This is a genomic window from Kribbella sp. NPDC020701, from assembly GCF_055562215.1.
The window spans coordinates 250003-262546 of record NZ_JBVHFT010000004.1; the positions used below are offsets into that span (position 1 = coordinate 250003).

Annotated in this window: 12 protein-coding genes; 11 read left to right on the forward strand and 1 reads right to left on the reverse strand. The window is 68.0% G+C overall.

What is annotated here, in order from left to right:
- Positions 1–14: 14 nt before the first annotated feature.
- The 3 genes from ACZ3HV_RS11375 to ACZ3HV_RS11385 are packed head-to-tail and all read left to right on the forward strand — an operon-like array spanning position 15 to position 2556.
- Entirely contained in the window at positions 15–1034 is a 1020-nt protein-coding gene (locus ACZ3HV_RS11375) for an energy-coupling factor ABC transporter permease (protein WP_465683247.1), read from the forward strand.
- The gene (gene cbiQ / locus ACZ3HV_RS11380; RefSeq protein WP_465683249.1) at positions 1031–1789 is read left to right on the forward strand and encodes a cobalt ECF transporter T component CbiQ; all 759 of its coding nucleotides are present in this window, start codon (positions 1031–1033) and stop codon (positions 1787–1789) included. The genes ACZ3HV_RS11375 and cbiQ overlap by 4 nt, the downstream gene beginning before the upstream one ends.
- The gene (locus ACZ3HV_RS11385) at positions 1786–2556 is read left to right on the forward strand and encodes an energy-coupling factor ABC transporter ATP-binding protein (RefSeq protein ID WP_465683251.1); all 771 of its coding nucleotides are present in this window, start codon (positions 1786–1788) and stop codon (positions 2554–2556) included. The genes cbiQ and ACZ3HV_RS11385 overlap by 4 nt, the downstream gene beginning before the upstream one ends.
- Here ACZ3HV_RS11385 and ACZ3HV_RS11390 read toward each other — a convergent pair whose 3' ends face one another.
- Complete coding sequence (locus tag ACZ3HV_RS11390) at positions 2557–3267, reverse strand: GntR family transcriptional regulator (RefSeq protein ID WP_465683253.1); 711 nt, start codon at positions 3265–3267, stop codon at positions 2557–2559. It abuts the gene before it with no gap.
- 115 nt (positions 3268–3382) lie between these two features.
- Between ACZ3HV_RS11390 and ACZ3HV_RS11395 the strand changes: the two genes are divergently transcribed.
- The 8 genes from ACZ3HV_RS11395 to ACZ3HV_RS11430 are packed head-to-tail and all read left to right on the forward strand — an operon-like array spanning position 3383 to position 12404.
- The gene (locus tag ACZ3HV_RS11395; RefSeq protein WP_465683255.1) at positions 3383–4399 is read left to right on the forward strand and encodes an Ldh family oxidoreductase; all 1017 of its coding nucleotides are present in this window, start codon (positions 3383–3385) and stop codon (positions 4397–4399) included.
- 35 nt (positions 4400–4434) lie between these two features.
- Positions 4435–5664 (forward strand): iron-containing alcohol dehydrogenase, encoded by a 1230-nt coding sequence (locus ACZ3HV_RS11400; protein WP_465683257.1) that lies wholly within the window; start codon positions 4435–4437, stop codon positions 5662–5664.
- A 34-nt stretch (positions 5665–5698) separates the two neighbouring features.
- Positions 5699–7126 (forward strand): NAD-dependent succinate-semialdehyde dehydrogenase, encoded by a 1428-nt coding sequence (locus ACZ3HV_RS11405; protein ID WP_465683259.1) that lies wholly within the window; start codon positions 5699–5701, stop codon positions 7124–7126.
- Positions 7127–7129: 3 nt separating this feature from the next.
- Positions 7130–8083 (forward strand): carbohydrate ABC transporter permease, encoded by a 954-nt coding sequence (locus tag ACZ3HV_RS11410; RefSeq protein WP_465683261.1) that lies wholly within the window; start codon positions 7130–7132, stop codon positions 8081–8083.
- Complete coding sequence (locus tag ACZ3HV_RS11415) at positions 8073–8930, forward strand: carbohydrate ABC transporter permease (protein ID WP_465683263.1); 858 nt, start codon at positions 8073–8075, stop codon at positions 8928–8930. The genes ACZ3HV_RS11410 and ACZ3HV_RS11415 overlap by 11 nt, the downstream gene beginning before the upstream one ends.
- Before the next feature lie 2 nt (positions 8931–8932).
- Positions 8933–10015, forward strand: a complete 1083-nt coding sequence (locus ACZ3HV_RS11420) for a mandelate racemase/muconate lactonizing enzyme family protein (RefSeq protein ID WP_465683265.1) — start codon at positions 8933–8935, stop codon at positions 10013–10015.
- 24 nt (positions 10016–10039) lie between these two features.
- Positions 10040–11356: an ABC transporter substrate-binding protein gene (locus ACZ3HV_RS11425; RefSeq protein ID WP_465683267.1), complete on the forward strand. Its 1317-nt coding sequence runs from the start codon at positions 10040–10042 to the stop codon at positions 11354–11356.
- Between the two features lies 1 nt (position 11357).
- Entirely contained in the window at positions 11358–12404 is a 1047-nt protein-coding gene (locus tag ACZ3HV_RS11430; protein ID WP_465683269.1) for a mandelate racemase/muconate lactonizing enzyme family protein, read from the forward strand.
- Positions 12405–12544 lie beyond the last annotated feature (140 nt).

Here is a 12544-nt window from a genome sequence, read left to right on the forward strand (position 1 = left end):
TCAAGAATGAGGCCGTGCATGTTCCTGATGGCTTCTTCGATGCGCCGACGTCCGTCGCCACCGGCCTGATCGCGGCCGGTGCAGTCGGGTTCAGCCTGCAGCGGGCGAACCGGGAGATCCGCGAGACCGGTCCGGCGCTGGCCGGGCTGACCGCGGCCTTCGTGTTCGCGGTGCAGATGGTGAACTTCCCGGTCGGCGCGGGGACCAGCGGGCACCTGCTCGGTGGTGCGCTGGCGGCCGCGCTGGTCGGCCCGTGGACCGCCGTGCTCGTGATGTCGACGGTGCTCCTGGTCCAGGGGCTGCTGTTCGCGGACGGCGGGCTGACCGCGCTCGGTACGAACATCACTTTGATGGGCCTGATCACGGTGCTCGTCGGGTACTTCCTGACCCGCGCGGTGCTGCGGGTGCTGCCCCGGCGGGTGGGCAGCGTCGTACCGGCGGCGACCGTCGGCGCGCTCGTGTCGGTGCCGATCGCCGCGCTGGCGTTCACCGGGCTGTACGCGATCGGCGGCGCCGTCGACATCCCGCTGGGCAAGCTCGCGACCGCAATGGTCGGCTGGCACATCCTGGTCGGGATCGGTGAGGCCGTCATCACCGCTGCCGTGCTGAGCGCGGTCGTGGCCACCCGGCCCGACCTCGTGTACGCCGCCCGGCACCTGCAGCAGGATCTGATCCTCGTCGATGCCGACGGCAACACCTCCACGGTTTCGCCGGACAAGCCGATCGCGGCCAAGCCCGCCGGGCGCTCAGTCGGCGTCGGCGTCGCGGTCACCCTCGTGGTGGCCGGCGGGGTGAGCCTGTTCGCGAGCGCGCATCCGGACGGTCTGGAGTTCGTTGGCGCCAAGCTCGGCTTCGAGAGCGCCGCGAAGAGCTCGGCAGTCGCGAGCAGTCCGCTCGCCGACTACGGCGTGAGCGGAATCGGCAATTCACAGGTGTCCGGTGCGCTGGCCGGAATCATCGGCGTACTGGTCACGATCGTCGTCGGCCTGGCGATCGCCAAGCTGGCCTCCCTCCGCACCAACAAAGCATCGTGAGTGGTGACGGTCTCCTCGTAGCGGCGGACAGCCGGGTCCACCGGGTCCCGGCGCAGGTCAAGCTCGTTGCCCTGTTCGTCTTCGTGCTCGCCGTCGTGTCCACGCCGGCGCCCGCCTTCTGGGCCTTCGGCCTGTACGCCGTGATGCTCGTGGCGGCCGTGGTCGTCGCCCAGGTGCCCGCGCTTGTGGTGTCCCGGCGGCTCGCTGTGGAGACGCCGTTCATCGTGTTCGCGTTGCTGCTGCCGTTCGTCGCCACCGGGCCGACCGTGACAGTGCTCGGCGTGGAGTTGTCGCAGTCCGGCGTACTCGGTGCGTGGAACGTGCTGGCCAAGGGCACGCTCGGGGTCGTCGCGGCGATCCTGCTGTCGGCGACCACCGCGCCGCGTGACCTGCTCGCCGGCCTGGAGCGGCTGCGGCTTCCGGCCACGCTCGTGGCGATCCTGTCGTTCATGGTCCGGTACCTGAGTGTGGTGTCGGACGACCTGCACCGGATGCGGATCGCGCGGGAGTCGCGTGGGTACGCCGGTGGGCGGGCCGGTCATCTGAAGGCGGTCGCCGGGGGAGTGGGGGCACTGTTCGTGCGCAGCTTCGAGCGGGGTGAACGGGTGCACCTGGCGATGCGGTCGCGCGGATACAGCGGCCGGATGCCGCTGTTGAGCGTCGCGGGTGCATCGCGTGCGCAATGGCTGCAGGGCATGACGATCTCCCTGGCAGCCGTGCTGATCGCAGTCGCGGCTAGGGTGGTCGCCTTGTGAGCGGTCCTGCGATTCATGTCGAGCGACTGGTGTTCGCGTATCCCGATGGGCGGCAGGCGCTGTTCGGGGTCGACTTCACCGTTCAGCGGGGTGAGCGGGTCGCGTTGCTCGGGCCGAACGGCGCCGGTAAGACCACGCTCGTCCTGCACTTGAACGGGATCCTCGGCTCGGTGGCCGGCGGCACCGGGAGCGGGCGGATCGAGATCGGCGGGACAGGGTTGCACCGCGAGCATCTGGCCGTCGTACGGCGGAAGGTCGGGCTGGTGTTCCAGGACCCGGACGACCAGCTCTTCATGCCGACGGTCCGCGACGACGTGGCCTTCGGACCGGCGAACCTCGGCCTGCGTGGGTCCGAGCTCGACGATCGCGTGCAGGAGGCGCTCGTACAGGTCCGGATGCAGGACCACGCGGACCTGGCGCCGCATCACCTGTCGTTCGGTCAGCGCCGGCGCGTGGCGGTCGCGACCGTACTCGCGATGCGGCCGGAGGTGCTCGTCCTCGATGAGCCATCGAGCAACCTGGACCCGGCGGCCCGGCGGGAGCTCGCGGACATCTTGTCCGGGCTGGACGTGACGTTGCTGATGATCACGCACGACCTGCCGTACGCGCTGCAGCTGTGCGAGCGCAGCCTCCTGATGGACGGCGGCCGGATCGTCGCCGACGGTAAGACCCGCGACCTCCTCGGCGACGCCGACCTGATGTCCGCGCACCGCCTCGAGCTCCCCTACGGCTTCAACCCCCTCTCCGTCCCCGGCCCCGAACGCTGATCACGGGCTGGTGATGATCTCCTCGGCCGGGACCGGCTGAGGAGCGGTCTCGAACGCCGACCGCAAGCGGCTGCGGGAGGCGGTGAGGTGGGCGTGCATGGCGCGGTCCGCGGCTTCGGTGTCGCGTTGGCGGATCGCGGTGACGATCAGGTCGTGCTCCTCGAGCGCCTCCTCGGTCACCCGGGAGTCGCGGAGTAGCCGGAACAGCTGCAGATGGCAGTGCAGCTTGGCGAAGATCTCGCCGAAGTAGCTGTTCCCGGTCGCGGCGATGATGGCCTGGTGGAACTCGGCGTCCTTGCGGGCGAAGGCGCCGTACGACATCGTGCCGGCCTGGTAGCGGGCCTGTAGATCGGCGGCGATGCCGGCGATCTGCTCGACCTCGACCCGCTGGTGCCGGCCGGCCGCCAGACCCGAGCAGTACGGCTCGATCAGGAACCGTGCCTCGAAGAGATCCTCGAACCGCTCCGGGGTCAGCTTCGGGCTGGCGGAATATCCGATCAGATGTGTTTTGGTGACCAGGTCCTCGGCCTCGAGCCGGTTCAGCGACTCCCGGACCGGCGTCTGGGAGACCCCGAGCCGGCGGCTGAGCTCGTCGACCCGGATCCGCTCACCGGGCTGAATCGTGCCGTCCAGGAGGAATGCCTGCAGTTGCTCGTAGACGACGTCACTCATCCGGGTGCGTCCGGGACGCTCGGTACCGCGTTGGCTCATGGGGTGTCCATCCGATCGGCAGAATCTGTGAATTCGTATACACAGACCATTGCAAATCCTATCTGATCTGATCTAGCCTCCAAAAACCTGCAAGGTCAACCCCGGGATGGCCGCGATGCGCACAGACCTCGCCACAGCACAGTCCCTGGCCGAACAACTCCTGGTCTCCGCGGGAGTGCCGGCCTCCGCCGCTACTCAGCAAGCCGAGCTGCTCCTCGTCGCCGAGGCGAAGAGAGTGCCCTCGCACGGCCTGCTCCGGCTGCCGAGGCTGCTCCGCCGACTGAGGAACGGGACGGCGAGCCCGACGAACACGGGCAAGCACGAGTGGCTCAGCCCGTGCTACCTGTCCGTCGACGGCGAGCAGGGCCTGGGTCCGGTGGTCGCGCACCGCGCCTTGGCGGCCGTCGTTCCGGCGGCCGAGCGTCATGGCGTCGCGGTCTGCTCGATCACGAACAACAACCACCTCGGCATGCTCGGCTTCTACGCCGGCCGGATCGCCGAGCGCGGCCTGGTCTGCCTGGGTATGACGACCAGCGAGGCGTTGGTTCACCCGTGGGGTGGCACCGAGGCCATGCTGGGGACGAACCCGCTCGCCCTCGGCGTCCCCGCGCAGCCGCATCCGCTGGTGCTGGACATGGCGACGTCGCAGATCTCGATGGGCAAGGTCCACGACCACGCGCTCCGCGGCGTACCGCTCGAGCCAGGCTGGGCGCTGGATGCCGCCGGTCACCCGACGGTGGACCCGGTGGCGGCCAAGTCCGGCTCGATCGCACCGTTCGGGGGACCGAAGGGCTACGGGCTCGGGCTCGGGCTGGGCGCGATGGTCACCTTCCTCACCGGCGCCGCGTACGGCACGGCCGTCGGCGGAACGTTGGACGACACCCGCCCGAGCAACAAGGGCGACCTGTTCATTCTGATGAGCGGCGGCGGCCACTCCGCCTCCGAGTACCTCGACCAGGTACGCCATAGCCGGCCCGCCGACCCGGGCACGCCGGTGGCGGTTCCTGGTGACGGCGCCCGAGCCCGCTACCAGGAGTCGGTTGCTGAAGGCATCGACATCGCCGACGACCTGTGGCGCGAGCTGACCGCACTGACCGAGGCGGCACACCCCGAAGCAGTTCTGGCCGACTGATCCCCGCCCCACGACCGGACAAGGACCCTGCCACGATGACGATCACCCCTGCCTCCTTCGGCGTCCAGCGAGCCCCCCGCACTGTGATCTTCGGCGCCGGCCAGCGCACGTTGCTCGGCCAGTACGCCGCGGAGTACGGGCGCAAGGGGCTCGTCTGCACGGATCAACGGCTGGCGGCCTCGGCCGAGTTCGACGAACTACTCAGCGATCTGAAGGATCACGGCCTCGAGGTGACCGTCTGGTCCGAGACCGAGGCCGAGTTGCCCGCCGCGGGGATCGAGGCCTGCTACGCCGCGACCAGGGACGAAGGCATCGAGTTGGTCGTCGGCATCGGCGGCGGCAGTTGCCTGGACATGAGCAAGGCGATCGCCCTCCTGCTGACACACGGCGGCCCGCTCGACCAGTACTACGGGGAGAACGCCGTACCCGGACCGGTGATGCCGATCATCGCCGTGCCCACGACCGGCGGAACCGGCTCAGAGGTCACACCGGTCTGCGTCCTCAGCGACAGCCACCGCGAACTCAAGACCGGGATCTCGTCCGCGCACCTGATCCCGATGGTCGCGATCTGCGATCCCGAACTGACCTACACCTGCCCACCCGGCCTGACCGCGAGCGCCGGCGCGGACGCGGTCTCGCACCTCGTAGAGTCGTTCACCGCGATCCAGCGGCCGGCGTCCGCGCCGGGCGAGAACCGCGTCTTCGTCGGCAAGAACGTGATCAGCGATTCCTATGCCCGCTGGGGTCTCGCCCTACTCGCCGAGGCACTGCCGGCCGCCTTCGAGAACCCGGGCGACGCACAAGCGCGAGCGGACGTGATGCTGGCGGCGAACGCCGGCGGGTACGCACTCGGTGTCGCCGGAACCGCGGCCGCGCACGCGCTCCAGTACCCGCTCGGCGCCCTGACCCACACTGCTCACGGTCTCGGCGTCGGCGTACTCCTCCCGTACGTGATGCGTTACAACGCTCCCGCCCGGGTCGCGGAGTTCGCCGAGATCGCGACCATCTTCGGCGTACCGGCGTCCGGTGGTCCCGAGGACCGGGCCGTGGCCGGCATCGAGGCGGTCGAAGGCCTGCTCGACCGGATCGGGATCCCGCCGACGCTGAAGGAGCTCGGCCTCACCGAAGACCAACTCTCGTACGTCGCGTCGATGGGCCTGAAGTCGGCCCGGCTCGTCGACAACAACCCCCGTCCGCTCGACGTCGAGGCGCTGACCGAGATCACTCGGGCCGCGTACGCCGGCGATCGCAGCAACCCGTTCTGACCCGGACTCTCACCGGGCGTTTGGAGCACAGCAGATGATCTCTCCGCACGATCTGTTCATCGATGGTCAGTGGCGGCCCGCCAGTGACGGTCAGCGGTTCGCCGTTCATGATCCGGCCGACGGGTCCGAGCTGGCCAGGTTCGCGGCGGCCACCGAGGCCGATTGCCTGGCGGCCGTGGACGCCGCGGCGGACGCGCTGGCCGGCTGGGCGGCGACCCCGCCGCGGCAGCGCTCGGAGCTCCTTCGGGCCTGCTTCGACGTCCTGACCGCCGAGCGCGAGCAGTTCGCCGCCATCATCGTGGCCGAGAACGGCAAGGCCTGGGCCGACGCGGTCGGTGAGGCCACCTACGCGGCCGAGTTCTTCCGCTGGTTCGCTGAGGAGGCGGTCCGGATCGGCGGTGACTTCCGGCTCTCCCCGTCGGGCGACAAGACAATCGTGGTCCGGCGCGATCCGATCGGGGTGTCGGTACTGATCACGCCGTGGAACTTCCCCGCGGCGATGGCGACCCGCAAGATCGCCCCGGCGCTGGCGGCCGGGTGTTCGGTGGTGCTGAAGCCGGCCAGCCAGACTCCGCTCACGGCCGCGTACGTCGTCGACGTACTTCGCCGGGTCGGTGTGCCGGCGGGTGTCGTGAACCTGGTGACGCCGGTGCCCGCTGGTCCGGCGGTGAGCGCGATGCTGCACCATCCCGCCGTACGCAAGCTGTCCTTCACCGGCTCGACCGAGGTCGGCCGGGTGCTGCTGCGGGAGGCCGCCGACCAGGTGGTCAGCTCGTCGATGGAGCTCGGCGGCAACGCGCCGTTCGTCGTCCTGCCCGGTGCCGACCTGGATGCGGCGATCGAGGGCGCGATGGTCGCGAAGATGCGCAACGGCGGATCGGCCTGTACGGCGGCCAACCGGTTCTACGTGCACGACTCGCTGGTCGAGGAGTTCACCACCCGGATCACCGTGGCGATGAAGGAGCTCGCGATGGGCCCGGGCGCCGACCGGTCGAACGACCTCGGTGCCCTGGTGTCACCCGAGGAACGTGACAAGGTCGCCCGGCTGGTCGAGCAGGCTGTCGCGGACGGCGCCGAGCTGACCCTGGGTGGCGAGTCCTCCGAGGTCGGCGCGTTCTACCCGCCGACGGTGCTCACCGGCGTACGGCACGGCAGCGAGATCAACCAGATCGAGATCTTCGGCCCGGTCATCGCGATCGTGTCCTTCAGCGACGTCGACGAGGCGATCGCGATGGCGAACGACACCATCTACGGCCTGATCGCCTACGTGTACGGCGATCCCGCGCAGGCCCTCGCGGTCGCGCAGAAGATCGACGCCGGCATGGTCGCGGTCAACCGCGGCGTGCTGAGCGATCCCGCGGCACCGTTCGGCGGGACGAAACAGTCCGGGCTGGGCCGCGAAGGCAGCTCCGAAGGCATCCTCGAATTCCTCGAGGAGAAGTACATCGGGATCGAGGTGTGACCGATGGTCAACGCAGTCCTTCCTTCCGTCAAACCGCCCGACGTCGAGGGCGGACCACCGGCCCGGAAAAGGGTCAAGGTCAAACCGAAGCGGCAGAATCTGGCCGGCTGGCTGTTCGTCGGACCGGTCATCTTCGGGGTGCTGTTCTTCCAGCTCCTGCCGGTCGCGGCCTCTCTGGTGGTGTCGCTGACCAACTGGTCCGGGCTGAACGCGCCGAAGTTCCTCGGCCTGGAGAACTACAAGGAGCTGTTCACCGCCGACGACACGTTCTGGCCGTCACTGAAGAACACGGTGATCTTCACGCTGGTCGTCGTCGTACTGACCATCTTCATCGGGCTCGGTCTCGCCGTCCTGTGTAACCAGAAGATCAAGGGCATCGGCATCTTCCGGACGCTGTACTACTCGCCCGCGGTCACCAACGTTGTCGCGATCGGCTTCGTCTGGTTCTGGCTGTACAACCCGGACAACGGCCTGTTCAACTCCACCTTGAAGACGATCGGCATCGACGGGCCGGCCTGGCTGTCCGACACCAAGACCGCGCTGATCGCGGTGATCATCGTCGCGCTCTGGCAGGGCGTCGGCTACCCGATGGTGATCCTGCTGGCCGGGTTGCAGAGCATCGACCAGTCGCTGATCGAAGCGGCGACCGTGGACGGAGCGTCGGCCTGGCGGCGGTTCTGGTCGGTGGTGTTCCCGTTGCTGACGCCGAGCCTGTTCTTCCTCACCATCACGCAGTTCATCACCTCGTTCCAGGTGTTCGGGATCATCTACGTGATGACGTCCGGCGGGCCGAACAACGCCACCTCGGTGTTCATCTTCCAGATCTACGAGGCGGCCTTCGGGCACGGCCGGCTGGGGTACGCGTCCGCGATGGGCTGGGTGCTGTTCGTCATCGTCGGTGTCGTCACCGCGATCCAGTGGAAGATGGAGAAACGGTGGGTGCACTATGACAACTGAGGCTCTCCGGATCCCGGTGAACCGGCCACCCAGGCACATCCCGCGCCGCGCCGTGCTGATCGTCGTACTGCTGTTCTTCGCCGTGGTGTTCGCGATGCCGCTGCTCTGGATGATCAGCGCATCGCTCAAGCCGGAGAACGAAGTACTGCAGTCGCCGCCGACGTTCGTCCCTTCCACCTTCCAGTGGGCCAACTACTCCCAGGCCGCCGGCGGGCTGCTGCCGTTCTTCCTGAACAGCTGCAAGCTGGCCGCGCTGAACGTCGGTTTCCTGCTGCTGTTCGCGTCGCTGGCCGGCTACGGCTTCGCCCGGCTGAACTTCGCCTTCAAGAACCTGGCCTTCGCGCTGTTGTTGTCGACGGCAATGATCCCGGGCATCGTCTACCTGGTCCCGCAGTACATGCTGTTCCGCGAGATGGGCTGGATCGACACCCACTACCCGCTCTGGATCCCGAACGTCCTGACGCCGGTGTTCGGCACGTTCCTGCTCCGGCAGGCGTTCCGCGGCGTCCCGATGGAGCTCGAGGAGGCGGCCAAGCTCGACGGCGCGTCCACCTTCGGCACCTTCTGGCGGATCATGCTGCCGCAGGTGAAACCGGCCCTGGCCGCGGTCGGCGCGCTGACCTTCATGGGCTCGTGGAACGACCTGTTCGGGCCGCTGATCTTCCTCAACTCGACGCGGTTGCAGACGATGCCGATCGCGCTCGCGCTCTTCAAGGGCGAGTACTTCACCCAGACCAACCTGATGATGGCCGCCGCGACGCTGACGATCCTGCCGCCGCTGCTGCTGTTCCTGATCGCCCAGAAGTACTTCGTCCAAGGCATCACGATGTCCGGCCTGAAAGGTTAGCCATGCGGATCACCCGGATCGAATCGATCATCCTGCTCGACAAGCTCCACATCGTGAAAGTCCACACCGACGAAGGTTTGGTCGGCGTCGGCGAGGTCAGTCCGATGAACGCCCACGTCTCCCACAGCGTCATCGAGCAGGCGCTGGCGCCACTGCTCGTCGGCGAGGAGGCGACCGACATCGAGCGGTTGTGGCGCCGGCTGTACACGAAGCCGTACAAGCTCGGACCCGGGGGCGCCCAGCTGAACGCCATCGCCGGGATCGACATCGCACTGTGGGACCTGCTCGGCAAGGCCGCCGGGCTGCCCACCTACAAGCTGCTCGGCGGCAAGTACCGCCCGAGCGCGAAGGTCTACGCCAGCTCGATGGCCCGCGGAATGACCCCGCAGCAGGAGGCCGAGCGCGCGCAGTCCTTCCAGGAGAAAGGCTTCCACGGCTACAAGATCCACTCGTCGACGCCGTGGATGCACGACGACGGCTTCGACCAGACCATCGCCACCGTGACCGCGGTCCGCGAACTCGTCGGGGACGACTTCCCGATCCTGGTCGACGTCAACAACGCGTACTACGAACACACGGCGATCAAGCTGGCTCACGCGCTCGAGGACCTCGGCGTGTGGCACTTCGAGGAACCGCTCGCCGCCCACGACTACACGGCGTACGGGCGGCTCGCCGACGCGGTCGACATCCCGATCGCGGCGGGGGAGCAGGAGTACACCACCTGGCAGTTCCGCGACCTGATCCTGACCGGGCGGGTCGACATCCTGCAGCCCGACGTCATCAAGTGCGGCGGCATCACCGAGTTCAAGAAGATCGCCGTCCTCGCGGACACCTTCACCAAGCCGATCACCGTGCACAACACCCAGCAGACGATCGGTACGTCGGCGCACGCCCACCTCTGGGTCAGTACGCCGTCCTGCGTCTACCCGCAGGAGTACAACATCGAGCACAACCCGATCCTCGACGACGTGCCGATCTGGCAGAACCCGCTCGTCCCGGTCAACGGCGAGATCACGCCGTGGGAGCTGCCCGGGCTGGGCATCGAGCTCGACGACGACGCGGTCGCCAAGCTGCGCACCAACTGATCCCCTGACAGAACAGGAACGACCATGACCGCATCACAGATTTCCCGCAGATCGGTACTCAGAGGCCTGGGCCTGGCCACCGGAGCCATCGCGGTCGGCGCACCGCTGTCGGCCTGCGGCGGCAACAGCAGCGGGGGAGGCGGCGGTGGCAACGCCTCCTTCCTGACCTGGGACACCAACAGCGGTACGCCGCTCTACACCGTCGCGGAGAATTGGGCCAAGAGCGCCGGCAAGACACTCGACATCCAGTCGGTGCCGGGCGACGACTACGACACCAAGCTGCGCACCGTGCTGTCGTCGGGTGCCGCCCCGACGGCGATCAGGATCAACGACGACTACGTCAAGGGGTACTACGCGGAGGGCTCGCTGCTCGACCTGCGTCCGTACCTGGAGAAGGACGGGATCAAGGCCGAGGACTACTTCCCGGTCGCCTTCAACTTCCCGAAGCAGGAGGACGGCGCGCACGCGGCCTGGCCGATCATGACCAACCCGGGTGTCATCTACTGCAACACCGACGCGTTCGCCGAGGCCGGCGTCGAACTGCCGCCGAAGGACTGGGCCAAGAGTGGCTGGACGTGGGACGACTTCCTCGACGCGGCCAAGAAGCTGACCAAGCCGAACGGCGAGCGCTGGGGAGCACTGGTGTTCCCCGACACCTCGCTCGAGACCGTCTTCCCGGTCAGCAACGGCGGCGACGGCATCTACTCCAAGGACGCTACCCGCTTCACGCTCGCCGAGCCGCAGGGCGCCGAGGCGGTCCAGTGGGTCGCCGACCTCGCCCTGGTCCACAAGGTCCACCCGGACTTCGCAACCGTCACGGCCGGCCGCCAGACCCCGAACTGGGCGCTGGCTCAGCTCGGGACCGGCAAGGTCGCGATGCTGCTCTCGCTGACCAGCGGCATCCCGTACCTGCGCAGCAACGCGAAGGTGAAGTGGGACATCTTCCCGACGCCGATGAAGGCCCGCCGTACCACGGTGAACACGATGACCGTCCTGGCGATCCCGAAGCAGTCGAAGGACCCCGACGCTGCCTGGGACTTCCTCAAGTACTGCGCCGGAGGCGACGCGGCGAAGCTGCTCGCGCAGTCCCGCGGCTTCATGCCGGTCGCCAAGAGCTCGTCGTCGCTGTTCGTGCCCGACGACAAGGGCCCGGCCAACCTCGCGCTCGTCACCGAGGCGCTTGACAACGCGGTGAACGAGAACTTCAGCCGCTACATCGAGCGGGCCCGGACCATCTACCGCCCGGTCCTCGACGACGTCTGGAGCGGCAAGCAGACCGCGGAAGCGGCTCTGGGCAGCGTCAAGCAAAAGGTCGAAGACGTCCTCGCGGGCAAGGGGTGACATGAAGATCAAGGAGATCAGCGTCGAGATCGTGTCGGAGCCGAAGGCTCACGCGGTCCGGGACGCGATCCAGTTGCTCGATCGCAACGGGCAGACCCGGGTGCGGATCGACACCGACGAGGGCGTGAGCGGCGTCAGTACGACGTACTTCGGCCGGGTGGCGAGCTCGCCGGCGGTGCTCGCCAAGATCATCACCGAGCAAATGGCGCCCGCGATCGTCGGCGAGGACCCGACGATCATTCGCGGGATCCGGCAGAAACTGCAGACGCTGACCGACTACCAGGGCACGGCCGGGCTGTCGTCGTACGGCATCTCGGCGATCGATCTGGCGTTGTGGGACCTGCTCGGCAAGTCGCTGGACGTGCCGGTGTGGAAGCTGCTCGGAGCGCAGCGCACCGCGATTCCGACGTACGCGATGGTGGGTTGGCTCGAGCTGGACGTCACGGGCCTGGAGACCGTGGCGGCCAAGGCGATGGAGCAGGGTTTCCGCGGTGTGAAGATGAAAGTCGGGGGCGGACCGCTCACCGAGGACGTCCGCCGGATCAAGGCGGTACGCGCGGTGATCGGCCCGGACGCACCGCTGATGGTCGACGCCAACCAGGCCTTCGGGTACTCCGAGGCCCTGCGACGGGGACGCGTGTACGAAGAGCTCGACTGCCGATGGTTCGAGGAACCGCTGCCGGCGGCCGACACCGATGGCCACGTCCGGCTGGCGGAGAAGCTGGACATCCCGATCGCCACCGGTGAGAACCGGTACGGACAGGCTGCCTTCCGCGACCTGATCGCTCGCGGCGGGGTAGGCGTCGTACAGCCGGATCTCAGGCGGGCCGGTGGGCTGACCGACTGCTTGGAGATCGGACTGATGGCTGCCGGGTTCGGCGTTCCGTACGCCTCGCACGGCGGTGGAGCACACATCCACGTGCTCGCCGCGCTGCCGAACACCATCTATGTGGAGAGCGGATTGCTGCCCGCGGACGGACGGGTCCAGCTGACCGACGGCTGCTACCCGCTGCCACCCGGCCCGGGCCTGTCGTCCTGGAACGACTAGCAGTTCAGAAACGCGGAAAACCGGAATCGGCAACTGGCGGTGAATTTCTTACCAGACCCTTGTGTGTTACTGGCGAGTCAGCGATGGTGACTTTGAGTGCCTCTGTCGACACCCCTCGCACCCGCGCTGCGCTGTCATGC